The sequence below is a fragment of the Streptomyces sp. NPDC041814 genome (assembly GCF_055590565.1).
The window spans coordinates 90,811-109,819 of the sequence record NZ_JBVJAM010000006.1 but is presented as its reverse complement, the minus strand read 5'-3'; the positions used below and the strand labels follow the sequence as shown (position 1 = coordinate 109,819).

Below are 19,009 nucleotides of genomic sequence, written 5' to 3'. Positions count from 1 at the left end.
AAAGGGGCGCCCATCAGGCGCCCTTCGCGTGGATCAGCCGAAGACGTACTTGACGACCCGCGCGAAACCGAAGTCAATCACGGTTACGAGGCCGATCATGACGACGACGAACGCAATCACCACAGTGGTGTACGTCGTCAGCTGGTTGCGCGTCGGCCAGACGACCTTGCGGAGCTCCGCGACGATCTGGCGGTAGAAGAGCGCGAGACGGCCCAGCGGGCCCTTCTTGCCGCGCTTGCCGCCCTTCCGAGTCTTCTTCTTCGACTCGGGGGCCTCGTCCTCGGCATCAGGCTTGTCGATGGAGCCCACGGCGTCCGTCACGCTTCTCACCTGATTCCGGGTCGTGGCCGTGCCGCGCCCGGTGGAGCCGCACGGCGGTGCATTGAAGTACGTACATGCGCACACATCCTGGCGAAGGAGTGTGTAGCAGGGCCGGAGGGACTTGAACCCCCAACCGCTGGTTTTGGAGACCAGTGCTCTACCAATTGAGCTACGACCCTTTGTGGATTCCACCAACCTACCGCATGTCCCCGGCTGAGCCGAGTGCAGGAACGGTGCGGCTGGTGAAGGCCAACGACAGGAGAGTGTACGTGCTCAGCGGCCCGGCGTCGAACGGAAAGCTGCTGATCGCTCCTGGTCGCTTCGTGTCCGCATGCTGTCCGAGTGCTGTCCGGTCCCTGAAACCCCCGTGCCGACGCGGAAAACGGTCTGCGAGCATGGGGGTCATGAGCGCTGCTACTTCTCCGTCCGAGAGCCGGGTATCCGCCCGCATCGGTGCCATCTCCGAGTCCGCCACCCTCGCCGTCGACGCCAAGGCCAAGGCCCTCAAGGCCGCCGGCCGCCCGGTGATCGGCTTCGGTGCCGGTGAGCCCGACTTCCCGACCCCCGGCTACATCGTGGACGCCGCCGTGGAGGCGTGCCGCACCCCGAAGTACCACCGCTACACCCCGGCGGGCGGGCTCCCCGAGCTCAAGGCCGCCATCGCGGAGAAGACGCTGCGCGACTCCGGTTACGAGGTCGACGCGTCCCAGATCCTGGTGACCAACGGCGGCAAGCAGGCGATCTACGAGGCGTTCGCCGCGATCCTCGACCCGGGCGACGAGGTCATCGTCCCGGCGCCGTACTGGACCACCTACCCCGAGTCGATCCGGCTGGCCGGCGGCGTGCCGGTGGAGGTCGTGGCCGACGAGACCACCGGTTACCGGGTCTCCGTGGAGCAGCTGGAGGCGGCCCGTACCGAGCGTACGAAGGTCGTCCTGTTCGTCTCCCCGTCGAACCCGACCGGCGCGGTCTACAGCGAGGCCGACACCGAGGCGATCGGCCGCTGGGCCGTCGAGCACGGCCTGTGGGTGATGACCGACGAGATCTACGAGCACCTGGTCTACGGGGACGCGAAGTTCACCTCGATGCCGGCGGTCGTGCCGGAGCTGCGCGACAAGTGCATCGTGGTCAACGGCGTCGCCAAGACGTACGCGATGACCGGCTGGCGCGTCGGGTGGATCATCGGCCCCAAGGACGTCGTGAAGGCCGCGACCAACCTCCAGTCGCACGCCACGTCCAACGTCGCCAACGTCTCGCAGGCCGCCGCACTGGCCGCCGTCTCCGGGGACCTGGACGCGGTCGCCGAGATGCGCTCCGCCTTCGACCGGCGCCGCCGCACCATCGTGCGGATGCTCAACGACATCGACGGCGTGTTCTGCCCGGAGCCCGAGGGCGCGTTCTACGCGTACCCGTCGGTCAAGGAGCTCCTCGGCAAGGAGATCCGCGGCAAGCGCCCGGAGACCTCGGTGGAGCTGGCCGCGCTGATCCTGGACGAGGCCGAGGTGGCGGTCGTCCCGGGCGAGGCGTTCGGCACGCCGGGCTACCTGCGCCTGTCGTACGCGCTGGGCGACGACGACCTGGTGGAGGGCGTCTCGCGGCTCCAGAAGCTGCTGGGCGAGGCGAAGGCGTAAGCGTCGCCCCTTCCCGTAAAAGCGGCCCCCGATGCCGGAATCGGGGGTCGCTTTCGCGTTCGAGGGGGCACTCGATGGGGAAAGCGGCTACCGCGCCGCCCCCTCCGTGCGGCAGGATCTTGCAATGGAACGTGATGTACGGCTGCTGCCCAAGGCCCACCTGCACCTGCACTTCACCGGGTCGATGCGGCCCACGACGCTGCTGGAGCTCGCCGACAAGTACGGGGTGCGGCTGCCCGAGGCCCTGACCGGCGGCGAGCCGCCCAAGCTGCGCGCCACGGACGAGCGGGGCTGGTTCCGTTTCCAGCGGCTGTACGACATCGCCCGGTCCTGCCTGCGGGCCCCCGAGGACATCCAGCGCCTGGTGCGCGAGGCGGCCCAGGAGGACGTGGCGGACGGCTCCCGCTGGCTGGAGATCCAGGTCGACCCCACCTCGTACGCGCCCCTGCTCGGCGGACTGATTCCGGCGATCGAGATCATCCTGGACGCGGTGGACGCCGCCTCGCGCGAGACCGGGCTGCCGATCCGGGTGGTCATCGCGGCGAACCGGATGAAGCACCCACTGGACGCGCGGACCCTCGCGCGGCTCGCCGTGCGGTACGCGGACCGGGGTGTCGTCGGCTTCGGCCTCTCCAACGACGAACGGCGCGGGATGGCCCGTGACTTCGACCGGGCGTTCGCCATCGCCCGGGAGGGCGGGCTGCTGGCCGCTCCGCACGGCGGCGAGCTGTCGGGCCCGTCCAGCGTCCGGGACTGCCTGGACGACCTCGACGCGGCCCGGGTGGGGCACGGGGTACGCGCCGCCGAGGACCCCCGGCTGCTGCGACGGCTCGCGGAGTCGGGGGTGACCTGCGAGGTGTGCCCCGCGTCCAATGTGGCGCTCGGCGTCTACGAGAAGCCCGCCGATGTCCCCCTGCGCACTCTGTTCGAGGCGGGGGTGCCGATGGCCCTGGGCGCGGACGACCCCCTGCTCTTCGGCTCCCGGCTGGCCGCGCAGTACGACCTGGTGCGCCGCCACCACGCGTTCACCGACGAGGAGCTGGCCGAGCTGGCGCGCCAGTCGGTGCGCGGCTCGACGGCGCCGGAGCCGGTGCGGGCCGAGCTGCTGGCGGGGGTCGACGCGTGGCTGGCGGGGCCGGTGGGCTGAGTGTCAGCCGGCGAGGCCGGTGAGCAGGGTGCGGGCCAGGGACGCCGCGAAGTCGTCCAGCGGCTGGGGCGGCTCGCCGGTGGCCGTCGCGTCGTAGGCGAACGCGCGCTGGGCGCAGGCTCCGAGGAGCAGTGAGGCGGCTGCGTAGGTGTCGGCGTCGGGCCGGACGCGGCCGGCGGTCTGTTCGGCCCGCAGATACGTGTCGACGCCTCGGATGGGCAGGTGGGGGCCGGTGCCGAGCTCGCGCATGGCCGCGTCGTGGCGCTCCTTGAGCCTCGGTTCGGCGTACAGGGAGGCGGCGATCGGGAAGCTCTGCTCGTAGAACAGGGTGGCCTGGCGGGCGATCTCGGTGAGGTTCTCCTCGACCGACCGCTCCCCCGCGCCCGGGTCGGCGATGAGTTCGCGCAGGTCGACCTTGGGCAGCCGTTCCTGGAGGACCACCACGAACAGCTCCTCCTTGCTGAGGAAGTTCTTGTAGAGCGCGGCCTCCGAGCAGCCTGCGGCCTTGGCGATCTCCTTGGTGGTGGTCCGCGCCAGGCCCTTGGTGAGCATGAGCTGGTGGGCGGCGTCGACGAGGCGGACGCGGGCCGGTTTCTGCTCCATGAGCACTCCGATAAGGCTTGACTGGTGAGTGGTTACCCACCCACTCTAGAGGTGAGTGAACACTTACCCACCTCGAAGGGGTGTGCCATGAAGCTCACGGTTTTTGGTGCGACCGGCGGTATCGGACAGGAGATCGTCCGCCAGGCGGTGGCGGCGGGGCACGAGGTGACGGCGGTGGTCCGCGATCCCGCCCGGCTCGCGGTCCCGCTCTCAAAGATCACGGTGCACACGGCTGCCCGGGTGGACGATCCGGAGGCACTGCGGGAGGCGGTGGCGGGCCGGGACGCGGTCCTCTCCGGCCTCGGGTCCAGGGGCCGGAAGGCCGACGGGATCGCCGAGCGGCTGACCCGTGCCGTGCTGACGGCCATGGAGGCGGAGGGCACCCGGCGGCTGCTGGTGGTCAGCGCCGCCCCGGTCGCCCCCACGCCCTCCGGCGAGCCGCTGCTCGACCGGATGATGCTCTCGATGATCGGCGCGATCCTCAAGGAGGTGTACGCGGACCTCACCGCGATGGAGGCGGCACTGGCGGCCTCGGCCACGGACTGGACGTCGGTGCGGCCGCCCAAGCTGACGAACGGGCCCCTGACGGGCACGTACCGCACGGTCGTCGGCGGCAACCCGCGCAGCGGCCGGTCCATCTCCCGGGCCGACGTGGCCCACGCGATGCTGGCGCTGACCGGCGACCCGGCGGCGGTGAAGCAGGGCGTGGGCGTGGCGTACTGAAGCCCCGGGGGCGGGGCCGGGGCCGGGGGCCCTACAGGCTGACGCCCACCGTCACCGGTTCGTTGACCAGGGTGACGCCGAAGGCCGCGTGCACCCCGGCCACGACCTCGCGGGCCAGGGCGAGCAGGTCCTCCGTGGTCGCCTCGCCCCGGTTGGTGAGGGCGAGCGTGTGCTTGGTCGAGATGCGGGCGGGTCCGGTGCCGTAGCCCTTGGTGAACCCGGCCCGGTCGATGAGCCAGGCGGCGGAGGTCTTGGTGCGCCCCTCACCGGCGGGGAAGGCGGGGGGCGTCACCTCGGGGCCGAGCCGGTCGGCGACCCGGGCCAGGAACGCGTCGAACTCGGCCTGTTCCAGGATCGGGTTGGTGAAGAAGGACCCGGCCGACCAGGTGTCGTGGTCCTCGGGGTCGAGGACCATGCCCTTGCCGGCGCGCAGCCGGAGCACCGTTGCGCGGGCCTCGGCGGCGGGAACGCGGTCACCCTCCCGGACGCCCATGGCCCGCGCGGTCTCCGGGTACTTCAGGGGCGCCGAGAGCCCGTCGGCCTCCTCCAGGCCGAAGCGGACGCGCAGCACCACGTACCGGTCGGGTTCGGCCTTGAAGCGGCTGTGCCGGTAGGAGAACGCGCACTCGGAGTTGGGCAGGACGACCGTTTCCCGGGTGCGCCGGTCGTAGGCGACGACCTCCGTGATGGTGGCGGAGACCTCCTGTCCGTACGCCCCGACGTTCTGGATCGGCGTCGCACCCGCCGAGCCGGGGATGCCCGCCAGGCATTCGAGGCCCGCGAGGCCGGCCTCCACGGTGCGGGTGACGGCGTCGGTCCAGACCTCGCCCGCGGCCAGTTCCAGGGAGCCGCCGTCCAGGACGAAGCCCTTGGTGGCGATCCGCAGGGCGGTGCCCTCGAAGCCCTTGTCGCCGATGACCAGGTTGCTGCCGCCGCCGATGATCAGGAGCGGGGTGCCGCTGTCGTCGGCCTCGCGCACGGCGTCGATCACCTCGGTGTCCGCGGTGGCCGTGAGGAGCCGGGTGGCGGGGCCGCCGAGCCGGAAGGTGGTCAGGGGGGCGAGGGGCGCGTCGTGGAGTTCCTGCACGGGACAAGGGTACGGTCCGCGGCCCGCCGACTGGGCGGGGCCACGGACCGTGTGGTGGGTGCGGGGCGCGTCAGGCGGGTACGGAGACCGGCTCCTCGGCGTGGGCCTCGGCCGTCCCGGCGGCGGCCTCCTGCGTACCGGCGGCACGGCGGCCGGGGATCATCAGGGCGACGAGCGCGGCCAGGGCGACGACTCCGGAGCCGATCCAGACGGCGGGCACGGTGCCGTCGGTGAAGGAGCGCGCGGACTCCAGGCCGCCCTGCGAGGCGAAGACGGTGGTCAGCACGGCGACCCCGAGGGCGCCGCCGACCTCGCGGAGGGCGTTGTTGGCGCCCGACGCGATGCCCTGGTCACCGGGGCGGACGGTGGACATCACCAGGCTGGCGGCCGGCGCGAAGTACAGGGCCATCCCGATGCCGCCGATGATCAGGGCGGGAAGCAGCGAGACGTAGGAGGCGTCCGGCGCGAGGACCAGGGCGAAGAGGGCGAGCCCGATGGCCTGGAAGGCGAGCCCGGTCACGACCACCGGACGGCCGCCGAACCGGTCGGAGAGCATCCCGGCGATGGGGGCGACGAGCATCGGCATGCCGGTCCAGGGCAGCATCCGCAGCCCGGCCTCGGTCGGCGAGTAGCTCAGGACGCCCTGGAGGTACTGGCTGAGCAGGAAGATCGCGCCGAACATCCCGAGGTACATCAGCATGCTGGCGATGTTGATCCCGAAGAAGCCGCGGTCCCGGAAGAGGCGCATGGGGAGCATCGGCTTGCGGCCCCGGAAGCCGTGGCGGACGAAGGCGCCCATGAGCACGGTGCCGGCGACGAGGGAGGTCAGGACGGTCGGGCTGGTCCAGCCGTCGGCGTTGGCGTTGACGAGGCCGTAGACGATGCCGAAGAGACCGCCGCTGACGAGGAGGGTGCCGGGGACGTCGAGTCGCGCGCCGGGGGCGTACGACTCCGCGAGGCGGAAGCGGGCGAGCGGCAGCAGGACGAGGCCGATGGGCACGTTGAGCCAGAAGATCCACTGCCAGGAGATGTGCTCGGTGAGGCTGCCGCCGATCAGGGGTCCGCTGGCCACGGCGAGGCCGGTCACGGCGCTGAAGATGCCGAGCGCCATGCCCCGGCGGGCGGGTTCCACGGCGGCCGTGAGCAGGGTGAGCGTGAGCGGCATCATGATCGCGGCACCGACGCCCTGGACGGCGCGGAAGGCGATGAGTTCGTTGATGCCGGGCGAGAGGGCGGCCGCCGCGGAGGCGCCGGTGAAGACGGTGAGGCCGGTCAGGAAGAGCCGGCGGCGGCCGAAGCGGTCACCGAGGGCGGCGCCGAACATCAGCAGGACGGCGAAGGTGAGCGTGTAGGCGTTGACCGTCCATTCCAGCTCCTCCATCTCCCCGCCGAGGCTTTCGCGGATGGACGGCAGGGCGGTGGTGACGACGAGGTTGTCCAGAGCCGCCATGAATCCGGCGACGCTGGTGATGACGAGGGCCCAGGCCGCTCCCGCGCGGCCTGTCGATTGCTGGTTCACTGCTCCCCCTGAGGGTTAGTTATTGATTACTAACTTTTCTGGGCAGAAAACCGGGCCGAACCCGGGTCGCGCACGTTCAGGAGACCGGCTGGGCGGAGTCGAAGAAGCCGGACCAGATCCGGTGTCCGGCCGGGAAGCCGAGCGAGGTCAGCGTGTTGGCGAGCATGCCGTACGCAAGGAACTGGGTGGTCTCGTTGACCTCGGCACCGAGCGCGAGGTTCACGGAGTCGAAGAGCTCCAGCCAGCCGGACCGCATCGATTCGCCGAACTCGTGGTCCCCGGCGGCTTCGGCGGCGGCGACGGCCGCGTACACCTGCATCTGCATCAGCAGCTTCTCCGGGTCGTCGGCGATCAACTGCTGGTAGGCGCGGGCCATGGCGTGCAGCGCCTCCTCACCGTCCAGCCCGTCCGCCGCGTCGGCGAAGACCTGCCGGGTCTCCTCCAGGCAGCGCTCGGCCGCCGCGAGGAACATCGCTTCCTTGTTGGGGAAGAGACGGAAGAGGTACGGCTGCGAGACACCCACCCGCTGGGCGATCACCGCGGTGGAAGTCGCGCTGTACCCGCCGCGCGCGAACTCGGTGATCGCCGCGCGGATGACGCTCTCGCGCCGCTCGTCTGCACTCATCCTTGCCATGCCCGTAAGTTAGTACTCAATCACTAACTTCGTCAACCAGGGTGAGGCCCAGAGTTTCGAGCGGCGTACGCGTAAGGGGCACGGCCCCCTGGACCGTGCCCCTTACATCGCGTCGCCCCTAGGCGAGCTGCACCACGGCTCGGGACATGCCCAGGACCTTCTTGCCGTCGCTCATGACGGTCAGGTCCACGCGCACCCGCCGGTCGTCCAGCAGCGCGCCCACCTTGGCGCCGACCTCGATCTGCGCGCCCTTGTCGTCGTCCGGGACCACCACGGGCTTGGTGAAGCGCACCCCGTACTCGACCACCGCACCCGGGTCGCCGGCCCAGTCCGTGACCACGCGGATCGCCTCGGCCATGGTGAACATGCCGTGCGCGATCACGTCGGGCAGCCCGACTTCGCGCGCGAAGCGCTCGTTCCAGTGGATCGGGTTGAAGTCGCCCGAGGCACCCGCGTACTGCACGAGCGTCGCCCGGGTGACCGGGAAGGACCGCGCCGGCAGCTCCGTACCGACCTCGACGGACTCGTAATTCACCTTCGCCGTCATCACGCCTCCTCGGCGGCGCGGGCCACCAGCTTCGTCCAGGCGGTCACGACCAGCTCACCGGACTCGTCGTGGACGTCACCGCGGACGTCCAGGATGTCGTTGCCCGCCATCGACTTCACGGCCTCGATGGTCGAGACGACCGACAGCCGGTCACCGGCGCGCACGGGGCGGACGTAGACGAACTTCTGGTCGCCGTGCACGACCCGGCTGTAGTCCAGGCCGAGCTGGGGGTCCTCGATGACCTGGCCGGCGGCCTTGAAGGTGATCGAGAACACGAAGGTGGGCGGTGCGATCACATCGGCGTGGCCGAGGGCCTTCGCGGCCTCGGGATCGGTGTACGCGGGGTGGGCGTCACCCACGGCCTCGGCGAACTCGCGGATCTTCTCCCGTCCGACCTCGTACGGCGCGGTGGGCGGATAGGTCCGTCCCACGAAGGACTGGTCGAGCGCCATGAACTCGCAACCTCCTGATGAAAGAACGACTGGGCCGGCCTGTGACGGCGTCCGGCCCCATTCAACGCCAAACCCGCCGCACAACGACACGAGGCCGCCCCCCGAAGGGGACGGCCTCGTGTACGAGCCTGATTCAGCGCGTTTCGCGGTGCGCGGTGTGCGAGTTGCAGCGCGGGCAGTGCTTCTTCATCTCAAGACGGTCCGGGTTGTTACGCCGGTTCTTCTTGGTGATGTAGTTCCGCTCCTTGCACTCCACGCAGGCCAGCGTGATCTTCGGGCGGACGTCGGTGGCAGCCACGTGAGTGCTCCTTGGACGGACGATGGACGGATGAACGCAGAAAAGAGTAGCCGATCGAAGGACCGACCCCACAATCGGCTACTTTTAGTAGCGGTGACCGGACTTGAACCGGTGACACAGCGATTATGAGCCGCTTGCTCTACCGACTGAGCTACACCGCTTTGATGACTGGGCCCCCCGCCGAAGCGGGGTTTCCGATCACCAGAGCCCCAATGCGGAATCGAACCGCAGACCTTCTCCTTACCATGGAGACGCTCTACCGACTGAGCTATTGGGGCGAGCGATGAAGACATTACACGCTCGGTCGCCGATCGCCCAAATCCGTTTCCCGGCACCCGGCCGACCCGGTCCCGTACCCCGCTCCGGGCCCCCTCACACCGCTGATCAGCAAGGCCGCACCGGTACGACTATTGCGCTCCTCCTCCGGGCGGGCCGGGCCCGCCCCTAGGCTCTACTCACTCTGCGTGATCTTGACCCCTTCCCAGGAGCACGATGTCCGACAGCCAGCCGCGGCGGCCCGACGACCACGCGGCCGACCCCGCCGGCGGCCCGGAGACCTCAGCCCTGACACTCTGCGGCGCCCGCCTCACCGACGGCCGCGTCGTGGACGTACGGGTCTGCGGCGGGCGTATCGAGGCCGTCGGGACCGCCGGCAGCCTCACCGCGGCCCCCGGCGGCCGCCTCGACCTGCGCGGCCACCTGCTGCTCCCCGCGCCCGCCGAGCCCCACGCGCACAGCGACACCGCCCTCACCGCGGACGGCTCCGGGCCCGCGTCCGAGCGCCCGGAGGACGTCCGGCGGCGCGCCACTGAGGCCGCCCTGCTCCAGCTGGGCCACGGCGCGACGGCCCTGCGCTCGCACGTGCGCATCGGGGACCTCCAGGGCCTGGCGGCACTCGAAGCCGTCCTCCAGGCCCGGCGCTCGCTGCGCGGCCTGACCGACGTAACCCCGGTCGCCGTCCCCCGGCTGCTCACCGGCGTCGCCGGGGCGGGCAACCTGGCGATGCTCCGCGACGCGGTGAAGATGGGCGCCGGCGCGGTCGGCGGCCGCCCGGACCTCGACCCGGACCCGGCGGGATACGTCGAGGCCGTCCTCGAAGTCGCCGCCGAGCACGGCTGCCCGGTGGACCTGCACCTGGACGGCGACGACCCCGCCCGGCTGGCCCGGTTCGCCGCACTGGCGGGCGGCATGCGCCAGGAGGTCACCATCGGCCCCTGCGCCGGCCTCGCCCGCCTCCCGTCCGACGTCGCCGCGCGGGCGGCCGGGCAGCTGGCGGCCGCCGGGGTGAGCGTCATCTGCCTCCCCCAGGGCGGCTGCTGCGGTACGGAGCACCGGGGCGCCGCCCCCGTACGGCTGCTGCGCGAGGCCGGGGTGCGGGTCGCCGCGGGCAGCGGGGCCCTGCGCGATCCGGCCAACCCGGTGGGGCGCGGCGACCCGCTGGAGGCGGCGTTCCTGCTGGCCGCGCAGGGCGGCCTGAGCCCCGAGCACGCCTACGCGGCGGTGTCCGCCGAGGCCCGGCGCGTCATGGGGCTCGCCGAGGTCCGCGTCGAGGCGGGCTTCCCGGCCGAGCTGCTCGCCGTACGCGGGGAAGGGCTGGCCGGGGCGCTGTCGCTGGCGTACAGCCGGATCGTGGTGCACCGGGGGCGGGTGGTGGCCCGGACCAGCGCGGTGCGCGAGTACTGCGACTCGGAGGCCGGCGGCGGGCCCGGTCTTCCCCGCCAGGGACGGCCGGAATCCACCGGCGGGCCGTGAGCGTCGCGGCGCGCTCCGGCGTACCGTCGGTCGTATGCGCATTGTCATCGCAGGTGGACATGGTCAGATCGCGCTGCGGCTGGAGCGGTTGCTCGCCGCGCGCGGGGACGAGGCGGCCGGCATCATCCGCAACCCCGGTCAGAGCGACGACCTCAGGGCGGTGGGCGCCGAGCCCGTGGTGCTGGATCTGGAATCGGCCACGGTCGAGGAGGTCGCCGAGGTGCTGCGCGGCGCCGACGCGGCGGTCTTCGCGGCCGGCGCGGGCCCCAACAGCGGCACGGCCCGCAAGGACACCGTGGACCGGGGTGCGGCCGTGCTCTTCGCGGACGCGGCGGAGCGGGCGGGGGTGCGGCGTTACGTCGTGGTGTCGTCCATGGGCGCGGACCCGGACCACGCCGGGGACGAGGTGTTCGACGTGTATCTGCGGGCCAAGGGCGAGGCGGACGCGGACGTGCGCTCCCGCGCCGCCCTGGACTGGACGATCCTGCGCCCCGGGATGCTCACCAACGACGCCGGCACCGGCCAGGTCCTCCTGGCCGCGTCCACGGGCCGGGGCCCGGTCCCCCGCGACGACGTGGCGGCGGCCCTGGTCGAGCTCCTGGACACCCCGGCCACGGCGGGCCTGACCCTGGAGCTGATCTCGGGCAACGTGCCGTTGACGGTCGCGGTGAAGGACATCGCGGGCAACTGACGCGCACGCACGAAGAAGGCCCCCGTTCGAAGAACGGGGGCCTTGCTTGTGGCGGCGCCAGGGTTCGAACCTGGGTAGGCTGAGCCGGCAGATTTACAGTCTGCTCCCTTTGGCCACTCGGGCACACCGCCAAGGGATGCCGCCTTCGAGTCCCGGTTTCCCGTGGTGCTCTCTGGCAACGACGTAAACAATACCTGATGACCGAGGGTGCTACGCCACCGGATTGTTCGGAGGCCCGTGCGGTCTCGGGTGGCTAGGCTTTACGCGGCCGCTGCGCCAGGTACGTACTTTCCAGCACCCCCGATCCAAGGAGCCACACGTCATGGCCGACTCCAGTTTCGACATCGTCTCGAAGGTCGAGCGGCAGGAGGTCGACAACGCCCTCAACCAGGCCGCCAAGGAGATCTCCACCCGTTACGACTTCAAGGGCACGGACGCGTCGATCGCGTGGTCCGGCGAGAAGATCCTGATGCAGGCGAACGGCGAGGAGCGGGTCAAGGCCATCCTCGACATCTTCCAGTCCAAGCTGATCAAGCGCGGGATCTCGCTGAAGTCGCTGGACGCCGGTGAGCCGCAGCTGTCCGGCAAGGAGTACAAGCTGTTCGCCTCGATCCAGGAGGGCATCTCCCAGGAGAACGCCAAGAAGGTCGCGAAGATCATCCGCGACGAGGGCCCCAAGGGCGTCAAGGCCCAGGTCCAGGGCGAGGAGCTGCGGGTCACCTCGAAGAGCCGGGACGACCTGCAGGCCGTGCAGGCACTGCTGAAGGCCCAGGACTTCGACTTCGACGTGCAGTTCGCGAACTACCGCTAGAACGTCGTGGTCCGGGCGCGGAACTGCTCGCTCCGCGCCCGGACTGCATGTCCGAATACCGCCGGTCCCGGCGTTTCGGGCGCAGCAGACTGGTCCGTGGCGGCCGGCGTTCCGGCAGGCCCGTACGGACGAGGAGAGGGACCGGTCATGACCATGTACGCGACGGTCGACAGCCCGCTGGGTGAGCTGCTGCTGGTCGGGGAGGAAGCCCCGGGAGCGGCGGGTACCGCGCTCGTCTCGCTCTCCGTGCCCGGCCAGAAGGGCGGCACCGTCGTCCAGGACGGCTGGGTGTACGCGCCGGAGGCGTTCGCGGGGGCCGCCGCGCAGTTGCGGGAGTACTTCGAGGGGCGCAGGACGCGCTTCGACCTGGTGTACGCGCAGGGGCGGGGCACGGAGTTCCAGCGGCGGGTCTGGGCCGCGCTGGACGCCGTTCCGTACGGCGAGACGGTCTCGTACGGGCAGATCGCCGCGCGCGTCGGCGCGAGCGGTGCCGGGGTGCGGGCCGTGGGCACGGCGATCGGGCGCAATCCGCTGCTCGTCGTGCGGCCGTGCCACCGGGTGATCGGTGCGGACGGCGCGCTGCGCGGGTACGCGGGCGGGCTGGAGCGCAAGGAGCGGCTGCTGGGGCTCGAAGGGGCCCTGGCGGTGCGTTGACGGGCCGGGGCTGATGGACGGGCTCTTCCCCAGGTCGCGGGCCGTCGTCGCGCCGGGGGCCGTGCATGTGCCCGACTGGCTGTCGCCCGAGCGGCAGCGGGAGTTGGTGGCGGCGTGCCGGGAGTGGGCGCGGGGGCCCGTGCCGCTGCGGCATACCGCGTTGCCGGGTGGCGGGATCATGTCGGTGCGGACGGTGTGCCTGGGGTGGCACTGGCAGCCGTACCGCTATACGCGTACCGCCGACGATGTGAACGGTGCTCCGGTGGTCCCGTTCCCGGACTGGCTCGCGGAGTTGGGGCGGGCGGCGGTGGCGGAGGCGTACGGGCCGGGAGGCGGCTCGGAGACGTACGCGCCGGATGCCGCGCTGGTCAACTTCTACGACGGTACGGCCCGGATGGGCATGCACCGGGATGCCGAGGAGCGGTCCGGGGCGCCCGTGGTGTCGCTCAGCATCGGGGACACGTGTGTCTTCCGGTTCGGCAACACGGAGGGCCGGGGCCGGCCGTGGACCGATGTGGAGCTGGCGTCCGGCGACCTGTTCGTGTTCGGCGGCCCTGCGCGCCGGGCGTTCCACGGGGTGCCGGTGGTCCGGCCGGGCACCGCCCCTCCCGGTACGGGGATGAGCGGTGGCCGGCTCAATGTGACGTTGCGTGAAACAGGGTTGGCCGGCTGACGTCAGCGCCGTGCGCGGGAGTTGCCGAAGATCAGGCGGTAGGCGATCAGCAGGACCAGTGAGCCGCCGATGGCCGCGACCCAGGTCGCCGGGTCGAAGAAGTCCTTGGTGATCTCGCGGTCCAGGAAGCGCGACGATATCCAGCCACCGAGGAACGCGCCGACGATCCCTATGAGCGTCGTGCCCACCAGGCCGCCGGGGTCGCGTCCGGGCAGCAGGACCTTGGCGATGACGCCCGCGACGAGCCCGAGAATGATCCAGCCGATAATGGTCATGCGTGCGAACCTACCCGTCACTCGTTCCTGGAATCCAAGACGCGGGTGACGGGCGGGCGGTTGCCCGGCCGGGCTTTCTACCAGCCGGCGAACTGCTCGTCGGAGCGCACGATCTCCTTGCCGAAGGGCATGAGGGAGACCGGGATCAGCTTGAAGTTGGCGATGCCCAGGGGGATGCCGATGATCGTGAGGCACAGGGCGATGCCGGTGGTGATGTGACCGAGCGCCAGCCACCAGCCGGCGAGGACCAGCCACAGCACATTGCCCACGCAGGACGCTCCGCCCGCGTCCCGGCGGTCGACCACCCGGTGCCCGAAGGGCCACAGGGCGTAGACGCCGATCCGGAAGGCGGCCAGGCCGAAGGGGATGCCGATGATCGTGATGCAGAGCAGGACTCCCGCGAGCAGATAGCCGAGGAACATCCAGAATCCGCAGAGGACCAGCCAGATGACGTTCAGAATGGTTTTCACGGGCGAGGACCTGCCATCCGTTCGAGTCGGGCGATGCGCTCCGCCATCGGCGGGTGGGTCGAGAACATCTTGGACATCCCCTGCCCCGCGCGGAAGGGGTTGGCGATCATCATGTGGCTCGCGGTCTCGATCCGGGGCTCCGGCGGCAGCGGGAGCTGCTGCGTCCCGGACTCCAGCTTCCGCAGGGCACTGGCGAGGGCCAGCGGGTCGCCGGTGAGCCGGGCGCCCGAGGCGTCCGCCTCGTACTCCCGGGAGCGGCTGACGGCGAGCTGGATGACGGACGCGGCGAGTGGGCCGAGGATCATGATCAGCAGCATGCCGAGGAGGCCCGGGCCCTCGTCGTCGTTGGAGCGGCCGACCGGGATCAGCCAGGCGAAGTTGACCAGGAACATCACGACGGAGGCGAGCGCTCCGGCGACGGACGAGATGAGGATGTCCCGGTTGTAAACGTGGCTCAGCTCGTGGCCGAGGACGCCGCGCAGCTCGCGCTCGTCCAGGAGGCTCAGGATGCCCTCGGTGCAGCAGACCGCCGCGTTGCGCGGGTTGCGGCCGGTCGCGAAGGCGTTGGGGGCCTGGGTCGGGGAGATGTAGAGCCGGGGCATGGGCTGGCGCGCCGATGTGGAGAGCTCGCGGACCATGCGGTAGAGCTGGGGCGCCTCGAATTCGCTGACGGGGCGGGCGCGCATGGCCCGCAGCGCCAGCTTGTCGCTGTTCCAGTACGCGTACGCGTTGGTGCCGATCGCCACCAGGAGGGCGACGATCAGGCCCGTACGGCCGAAGAAGCTGCCGATGACGATGATGAGTGCGGACAGGCCCCCGAGGAGTACGGCGGTTCTCAGCCCGTTGTGCCGGCGGTGCACGGTACGCCCTCCAAATCGTGCAGCAGGGGAGCCCTTGGCGGGTGGGGCCCCACACGCTCAGTGGAGCCTCCCGTACTGGTCAACGCCAGGCGACGGGAGCGAGTTCCCTGGTGCCGGACGGCCCGACGGCCCAGGCCGGCCCCGCTGTACGCGTGGGAGCCGGGCTCTGGGCCGTCCGGGTGGAGGTGTGCGGCGCGCTCAGCGCGGGGCGGGGAGCTTCGCGAGTTCCAGGGCCTCGGGGTCGGGCTCGACCTCGCTGGTGCAGTGGGCGCAGCGGGAGGCGATGGCCGGGATCGGGGTGTAGCAGCGGGGGCAGTCGCGCAGGGCGGCCTTGATGTCGACGGGCTCGTCGCCCTTCTTGGCGGTGAAGCGGTCCTGGACCTTGGCCATCGGCATGACGACACCGAAGTAGAGGACCGCGGCGGTGATGAGGAAGGCGATCGCGGCGCTGATGAACAGGCCGTACGGGAAGTCCACGCCGTCGACCTTGAAGTGCGCCTTGCTGAAGTCGCCCGTGCCCCGCGTGATGATGCCGATCAGCGGCACGATGAAGCCGTTGCTGAATCCGGTGACGACCGCGGTGAACGCGGCTCCGACGGCGAGACCGACCGCCATGGAGATGACGTTCCCGCGCAGGATGAAGTCCTTGAACCCGCTCAGCACTGCTCTGGCTCCTTGTGGTGATGTGAACGTCGTACGCGTCCCGAAGGCACCGACCCTGCCCTGTGCGGGCGCCCGGGGGCAAACCGATCTTGTCACCTCTCGAACAGGCGAACGAAGTCAGAAGAGATTGACGGCGGCGAATCTCAGAACGGTCTGCGGGGCGCCCGACAGGGCGACTCCGGCGGCGGCGGTGAGGACGATCGCGGCGGTCAGGGGCGCCGGGACGCGGTGCCGTACGGCGGGCGCGGCCTCTTCCCCGTCCGCGGGAGCGCGGAACAGGGCTGCCGTCCACTGGAGGTAGTAGTACAGCGCGACGACGACGTTGACGGCCATCACGACGGCCAGCCAGCCCAGGCCCGCGTCGACGGCGGCGGAGAACACCGTGACCTTGGCGAAGAGCCCGATGATCCCCGGCGGCAGCCCGGCCAGGCAGAGCAGGAAGAACGCCAGCGCGAGGGCGGCCAGGGGCCGGGTGGCGTACAGGCCGCGGTAGTCGTCGAGACGGTTGCCGGGGCGGGTACGGGCGACCAGGGCGGCCACCGCGAAGGCGCCGAGGTTCACGACGGCGTACATCAGGGCGTACGCGACGGTGGAGCCGATCCTGCGCTCCCCGGCGTACGCGGCGGCGGCCACGGGGACGAGCAGGTACCCGGCCTGGGCGACGGAGGACCAGGCGAGCAGGCGTACGGCGCTGCGCGCGCGGGAAGCGCTCTGGCGCAGCGCGGCGACGTTGCCGGCGGTCATCGTGAGCGCGGCGAGGACCGCGAGGGCGGGGCCCCACACGTCCGCGTACGCGGGGAAGGCGATCACGGTGACGAGGATGAGGCCGGTGAAGCCGACCGCCTTGCCGACCACCGAGAGGTAGGCGGCGATGGGCAGCGGGGCGCCGACGTAGGTGTCGGGCACCCAGAAGTGGAAGGGCGCGGCGGCCGTCTTGAAGGCGAAGCCGACCAGGGTCAGCGCGACGCCCGCCCCGGCGAGGGTGGAGAGCTGGGGGTCGACGCGGCCGAGGCGGCCGGCCAGGTCCGTGAGGTGGAGTGTGCCGGTGGCGGCGTACACGAAACTGACGCCGAGGAGCATCACGGCGGTGGCGGTCACGGACGACAGGAAGAACTTCAGCGCGGCCTCGGAGGAGCGCCGGTCGCCGCGCTTGATGCCGACGAGGGCGAACGCGGGCAGCGAGGCGACTTCGAGGGCGATGACCAGCGTGGCGAGGTCCCGGGACGCGGGCAGGAGCGCGGCGCCGGCGGCGGACGAGAGCAGCAGGAACCAGAACTCCCCGGCCGGGAGCTTGCGGGTGTCGCCGATCGAGAGCAGCGCCGTGAGCAGCGCGCCGCCGAGCACGAGGGCCTGGATGACCAGCGTGAAGTGGTCGGCGGTGTAGCTGCAGGCGTGGCTGCCGGTGGTGAGGCAGAAGGTGGAGCGGTCGCCGTCGTGGAGCGGGACGATCAGGGCGAGCGAGGCGACGAGACCGGCGACGGCCCCGTAGCCGAGGAGCGGTTTGCGGGCCTCGGTGACGAAGAGGTCGGCGACCAGGACGACGAGGGCGACGGCCGCGGCGGTGAGCGGGGGCGCGATGGCGAGCCAGTCGACGGACTGGACGAGGCTGGTGGTGCTCTCGGCCGCTGTGATCACGACTTGCCTCCCGCGAGGAGCTTCTGCACGGCCGGGTCGGTGAGGCCGAGGAGGACGGCGGGCCACAGGCCGGCGAGGACGGTGAGGGCCGCGAGGGGGGTCCAGGCGGCGAATTCGTAGCTCTGGACGTCGGCGATCGGTCGCGGTTCGTCGCGGTTCGCGCCCATGCAGACGCGGCGGACCACGATCAGCAGGTACGCGGCGGTGAGCAGGGTGCCGAAGGCGGCGACCGACATGAACGTCAGGAACGCGGGCCGGCTCAGCCCCTCGGCCGGGTCGAACGCGCCGAACAGGGCGAGCATCTCGCCCCAGAACCCGGCGAGCCCCGGCAGCCCGAGGGAGGCGACCGCGGCGAACGCGAGGAGGCCGCCGAGGCGGGGTGCGCGGCCGTAGAGCGCGGCGCCGGTGGCTCCGGCGAGGGTGTCCAGGTCGGCGGTGCCGTAACGGTCCTTGACGGCGCCGACCAGGAAGAACAGCAGGCCGGTGATGAGCCCGTGGGCGATGTTGGCGAAGAGCGCGCCGTTGACGCCGGTGGGGGTCATGCTCGCGATGCCGAGGAGGACGAAGCCCATGTGGCCGACGGAGGAGTACGCGATGAGCCGCTTCAGGTCGCCCTTGGCGCCGGGCCGGGCGAGGGCCAGGCAGGCGAGCGATCCGTAGACGATCCCGGCGACGGCGAAGGCAGCGAGATACGGGGCGAAGGTGTGCATCCCGTCCGGGGCGACCGGAAGCAGGATGCGGACGAACCCGTAGGTGCCCATCTTCAGCAGGACGCCCGCGAGGAGCACGGAGCCGACGGTCGGGGCGGCGGTGTGGGCGTCGGGCAGCCAGCTGTGCAGCGGCCACATCGGGGTCTTCACGGCGAGCCCGATCCCGATCGCCAGGACGGCGGTGACCTGCACGGACGAGGTGAGCCCGCGGCCGTTGTCAGTGGCGAGTGCCACCATGTCGAAGGTGCCGCTCTTCAGCCCGATGAGGAGCAGGCCCAGCAGCATGACGACCGAGCCGAGCAGTGTGTAGAGGATGAATTTCCAGGCGGCCGCCTGCCTCCCCGCACCGCCCCATCGGGCGATCAGGAAGTACATCGGGATGAGCACCATCTCGAACGCCAGGAAGAACAGGAGCAGGTCGAGGACGGCGAAGGTGGCGAGGGTGCCGGACTCCAGGAGGAGGACCAGCGCGACGAACGCCTTCGGGGAGGGGCCTTCGGGCAGCTTGAAGTAGCTGTAGAGCGCGCAGAGGAAGGTCAGCAGCGCGGTCAGCACGAGCAGGGGGAGCGAGATGCCGTCGATGCCGAGGTGGATGCGCACGTCCAGCGCCGGGATCCAGCTGATGTCGGTGGTGGCCTGCATCTTCGACGGGTGGTCGTGGTCGAAGCCGGCGGCCAGCACCAGGGTCGCCAGGAGGATGGCCCCGGTGACGGTCACGCCGTGGCGGAGCACGGCCTGGTCGGGGCTGCGGCCCTTCAGCCCGGGCGGGGCCGGGAGCAGGGCGGCGACGGCGCCGATGAGCGGGCCGACGACGACGAACGCCAGAAGGAACTGCATCACGGATGCGCTGATA

At 71.2% G+C, this 19,009-nt stretch carries 22 protein-coding genes and 4 tRNA genes; 8 read left to right on the top strand and 18 right to left on the bottom strand.

Annotation, left to right across the window (positions count from 1 at the left end; translation table 11 throughout):
• Positions 1–33: 33 nt before the first annotated feature.
• On the bottom strand, positions 34–321 hold the full coding sequence (gene secE, locus ACZ6C6_RS17145) for a preprotein translocase subunit SecE (protein WP_361023506.1): 288 nt from the start codon (positions 319–321) through the stop codon (positions 34–36).
• A gap of 106 nt (positions 322–427) precedes the next feature.
• Positions 428–500: transfer RNA gene (locus tag ACZ6C6_RS17140), tRNA-Trp, on the bottom strand.
• Positions 501–725: 225 nt separating this feature from the next.
• Here ACZ6C6_RS17140 and ACZ6C6_RS17135 point away from each other — a divergent pair.
• Entirely contained in the window at positions 726–1,952 is a 1,227-nt protein-coding gene (locus tag ACZ6C6_RS17135; protein ID WP_469203537.1) for a pyridoxal phosphate-dependent aminotransferase, read from the top strand.
• A 124-nt stretch (positions 1,953–2,076) separates the two neighbouring features.
• Complete coding sequence (locus ACZ6C6_RS17130; protein WP_469203535.1) at positions 2,077–3,099, top strand: adenosine deaminase; 1,023 nt, start codon at positions 2,077–2,079, stop codon at positions 3,097–3,099.
• Between the two features lie 3 nt (positions 3,100–3,102).
• Here ACZ6C6_RS17130 and ACZ6C6_RS17125 read toward each other — a convergent pair whose 3' ends face one another.
• Positions 3,103–3,702 carry a TetR/AcrR family transcriptional regulator gene (locus ACZ6C6_RS17125; protein WP_469203533.1) on the bottom strand — a complete coding sequence of 200 codons (600 nt, stop codon included), beginning with the start codon at positions 3,700–3,702 and terminating at the stop codon, positions 3,103–3,105.
• Positions 3,703–3,789: 87 nt separating this feature from the next.
• Between ACZ6C6_RS17125 and ACZ6C6_RS17120 the strand changes: the two genes are divergently transcribed.
• Positions 3,790–4,425, top strand: a complete 636-nt coding sequence (locus ACZ6C6_RS17120; RefSeq protein WP_469203531.1) for an NAD(P)-dependent oxidoreductase — start codon at positions 3,790–3,792, stop codon at positions 4,423–4,425.
• 31 nt (positions 4,426–4,456) lie between these two features.
• Here ACZ6C6_RS17120 and ACZ6C6_RS17115 read toward each other — a convergent pair whose 3' ends face one another.
• From ACZ6C6_RS17115 to ACZ6C6_RS17080, 8 genes are all read right to left on the bottom strand, one after another.
• Complete coding sequence (locus ACZ6C6_RS17115) at positions 4,457–5,512, bottom strand: UDP-N-acetylmuramate dehydrogenase (RefSeq protein ID WP_469203530.1); 1,056 nt, start codon at positions 5,510–5,512, stop codon at positions 4,457–4,459.
• Positions 5,513–5,582: 70 nt separating this feature from the next.
• Complete coding sequence (locus ACZ6C6_RS17110; protein WP_469203528.1) at positions 5,583–7,031, bottom strand: MFS transporter; 1,449 nt, start codon at positions 7,029–7,031, stop codon at positions 5,583–5,585.
• A 76-nt stretch (positions 7,032–7,107) separates the two neighbouring features.
• Positions 7,108–7,656, bottom strand: a complete 549-nt coding sequence (locus tag ACZ6C6_RS17105) for a TetR/AcrR family transcriptional regulator (protein WP_469204006.1) — start codon at positions 7,654–7,656, stop codon at positions 7,108–7,110.
• Between the two features lie 127 nt (positions 7,657–7,783).
• A complete protein-coding gene (locus ACZ6C6_RS17100; RefSeq protein WP_469203526.1) occupies positions 7,784–8,212 on the bottom strand; it encodes a MaoC family dehydratase in 429 nt (142 codons plus the stop codon).
• Positions 8,212–8,664 carry a MaoC family dehydratase N-terminal domain-containing protein gene (locus tag ACZ6C6_RS17095; protein WP_018101272.1) on the bottom strand — a complete coding sequence of 151 codons (453 nt, stop codon included), beginning with the start codon at positions 8,662–8,664 and terminating at the stop codon, positions 8,212–8,214. Before ACZ6C6_RS17095 ends, ACZ6C6_RS17100 begins: the two co-directional genes overlap by 1 nt.
• 133 nt (positions 8,665–8,797) lie before the next feature.
• The gene (gene rpmG / locus ACZ6C6_RS17090) at positions 8,798–8,962 is read right to left on the bottom strand and encodes a 50S ribosomal protein L33 (protein ID WP_003956487.1); all 165 of its coding nucleotides are present in this window, start codon (positions 8,960–8,962) and stop codon (positions 8,798–8,800) included.
• An 88-nt stretch (positions 8,963–9,050) separates the two neighbouring features.
• Positions 9,051–9,123, bottom strand: a tRNA-Met gene (locus tag ACZ6C6_RS17085).
• 44 nt (positions 9,124–9,167) lie between these two features.
• Positions 9,168–9,240, bottom strand: a tRNA-Thr gene (locus ACZ6C6_RS17080).
• 214 nt (positions 9,241–9,454) lie between these two features.
• On the opposite strand from ACZ6C6_RS17080, the gene ACZ6C6_RS17075 reads away from it, so the two are divergent.
• Together ACZ6C6_RS17075 and ACZ6C6_RS17070 are read left to right on the top strand one after the other, a co-directional pair.
• Entirely contained in the window at positions 9,455–10,714 is a 1,260-nt protein-coding gene (locus ACZ6C6_RS17075) for an amidohydrolase family protein (protein WP_469203524.1), read from the top strand.
• Positions 10,715–10,748: 34 nt separating this feature from the next.
• Positions 10,749–11,405 carry an SDR family oxidoreductase gene (locus ACZ6C6_RS17070; RefSeq protein ID WP_469203522.1) on the top strand — a complete coding sequence of 219 codons (657 nt, stop codon included), beginning with the start codon at positions 10,749–10,751 and terminating at the stop codon, positions 11,403–11,405.
• Between the two features lie 49 nt (positions 11,406–11,454).
• Here the strand turns inward: ACZ6C6_RS17070 and ACZ6C6_RS17065 are convergent.
• Positions 11,455–11,536 (bottom strand) — tRNA-Tyr (locus ACZ6C6_RS17065).
• A gap of 191 nt (positions 11,537–11,727) precedes the next feature.
• Between ACZ6C6_RS17065 and ACZ6C6_RS17060 the strand changes: the two genes are divergently transcribed.
• The 3 genes from ACZ6C6_RS17060 (at position 11,728) to ACZ6C6_RS17050 (ending at position 13,543) form a co-directional block, all read left to right on the top strand.
• A complete protein-coding gene (locus ACZ6C6_RS17060) occupies positions 11,728–12,216 on the top strand; it encodes a YajQ family cyclic di-GMP-binding protein (RefSeq protein WP_018519335.1) in 489 nt (162 codons plus the stop codon).
• Positions 12,217–12,363: 147 nt separating this feature from the next.
• The gene (locus tag ACZ6C6_RS17055; protein ID WP_469203520.1) at positions 12,364–12,870 is read left to right on the top strand and encodes a methylated-DNA--[protein]-cysteine S-methyltransferase; all 507 of its coding nucleotides are present in this window, start codon (positions 12,364–12,366) and stop codon (positions 12,868–12,870) included.
• A gap of 13 nt (positions 12,871–12,883) precedes the next feature.
• Entirely contained in the window at positions 12,884–13,543 is a 660-nt protein-coding gene (locus ACZ6C6_RS17050) for an alpha-ketoglutarate-dependent dioxygenase AlkB family protein (RefSeq protein WP_469203518.1), read from the top strand.
• Positions 13,544–13,545: 2 nt separating this feature from the next.
• Here the strand turns inward: ACZ6C6_RS17050 and ACZ6C6_RS17045 are convergent, their stop codons facing one another.
• From ACZ6C6_RS17045 to ACZ6C6_RS17020, 6 genes are all read right to left on the bottom strand, one after another.
• Positions 13,546–13,818: a GlsB/YeaQ/YmgE family stress response membrane protein gene (locus ACZ6C6_RS17045; RefSeq protein ID WP_469203517.1), complete on the bottom strand. Its 273-nt coding sequence runs from the start codon at positions 13,816–13,818 to the stop codon at positions 13,546–13,548.
• A gap of 77 nt (positions 13,819–13,895) precedes the next feature.
• Entirely contained in the window at positions 13,896–14,288 is a 393-nt protein-coding gene (locus tag ACZ6C6_RS17040; protein WP_469203515.1) for a YccF domain-containing protein, read from the bottom strand.
• Positions 14,285–15,148 carry a zinc metalloprotease HtpX gene (gene htpX / locus ACZ6C6_RS17035; protein ID WP_469203513.1) on the bottom strand — a complete coding sequence of 288 codons (864 nt, stop codon included), beginning with the start codon at positions 15,146–15,148 and terminating at the stop codon, positions 14,285–14,287. Before htpX ends, ACZ6C6_RS17040 begins: the two co-directional genes overlap by 4 nt.
• Positions 15,149–15,346: 198 nt before the next feature.
• On the bottom strand, positions 15,347–15,811 hold the full coding sequence (locus ACZ6C6_RS17030) for a large conductance mechanosensitive channel protein MscL (RefSeq protein WP_469203511.1): 465 nt from the start codon (positions 15,809–15,811) through the stop codon (positions 15,347–15,349).
• 117 nt (positions 15,812–15,928) lie between these two features.
• A complete protein-coding gene (locus ACZ6C6_RS17025; RefSeq protein ID WP_469203510.1) occupies positions 15,929–17,446 on the bottom strand; it encodes an NADH-quinone oxidoreductase subunit N in 1,518 nt (505 codons plus the stop codon).
• Entirely contained in the window at positions 17,443–18,993 is a 1,551-nt protein-coding gene (locus tag ACZ6C6_RS17020) for a complex I subunit 4 family protein (RefSeq protein WP_469204004.1), read from the bottom strand. The genes ACZ6C6_RS17025 and ACZ6C6_RS17020 overlap by 4 nt, the downstream gene beginning before the upstream one ends.
• Between the last annotated feature and the right edge of the window lie 16 nt (positions 18,994–19,009).

Excerpts from the sequence above, each read along its gene's own strand:
- ACZ6C6_RS17125 (WP_469203533.1), bottom strand. The coding sequence starts at position 3,702 with ATGGAGCAGAAACCGGCCCGCGTCCGCCTCGTCGACGCCGCCCACCAG.
- ACZ6C6_RS17055 (WP_469203520.1), top strand. The coding sequence starts at position 12,364 with ATGACCATGTACGCGACGGTCGACAGCCCGCTGGGTGAGCTGCTGCTG.
- ACZ6C6_RS17050 (WP_469203518.1), top strand. The coding sequence starts at position 12,884 with ATGGACGGGCTCTTCCCCAGGTCGCGGGCCGTCGTCGCGCCGGGGGCC.
- ACZ6C6_RS17120 (WP_469203531.1), top strand. The coding sequence starts at position 3,790 with ATGAAGCTCACGGTTTTTGGTGCGACCGGCGGTATCGGACAGGAGATC.
- ACZ6C6_RS17100 (WP_469203526.1), bottom strand. The coding sequence starts at position 8,212 with ATGACGGCGAAGGTGAATTACGAGTCCGTCGAGGTCGGTACGGAGCTG.
- ACZ6C6_RS17070 (WP_469203522.1), top strand. The coding sequence starts at position 10,749 with ATGCGCATTGTCATCGCAGGTGGACATGGTCAGATCGCGCTGCGGCTG.
- ACZ6C6_RS17045 (WP_469203517.1), bottom strand. The coding sequence starts at position 13,818 with ATGACCATTATCGGCTGGATCATTCTCGGGCTCGTCGCGGGCGTCATC.
- ACZ6C6_RS17060 (WP_018519335.1), top strand. The coding sequence starts at position 11,728 with ATGGCCGACTCCAGTTTCGACATCGTCTCGAAGGTCGAGCGGCAGGAG.
- ACZ6C6_RS17095 (WP_018101272.1), bottom strand. The coding sequence starts at position 8,664 with ATGGCGCTCGACCAGTCCTTCGTGGGACGGACCTATCCGCCCACCGCG.
- ACZ6C6_RS17105 (WP_469204006.1), bottom strand. The coding sequence starts at position 7,656 with ATGAGTGCAGACGAGCGGCGCGAGAGCGTCATCCGCGCGGCGATCACC.
- ACZ6C6_RS17075 (WP_469203524.1), top strand. The coding sequence starts at position 9,455 with ATGTCCGACAGCCAGCCGCGGCGGCCCGACGACCACGCGGCCGACCCC.
- ACZ6C6_RS17020 (WP_469204004.1), bottom strand. The coding sequence starts at position 18,993 with ATGCAGTTCCTTCTGGCGTTCGTCGTCGTCGGCCCGCTCATCGGCGCC.
- ACZ6C6_RS17135 (WP_469203537.1), top strand. The coding sequence starts at position 726 with ATGAGCGCTGCTACTTCTCCGTCCGAGAGCCGGGTATCCGCCCGCATC.
- ACZ6C6_RS17130 (WP_469203535.1), top strand. The coding sequence starts at position 2,077 with ATGGAACGTGATGTACGGCTGCTGCCCAAGGCCCACCTGCACCTGCAC.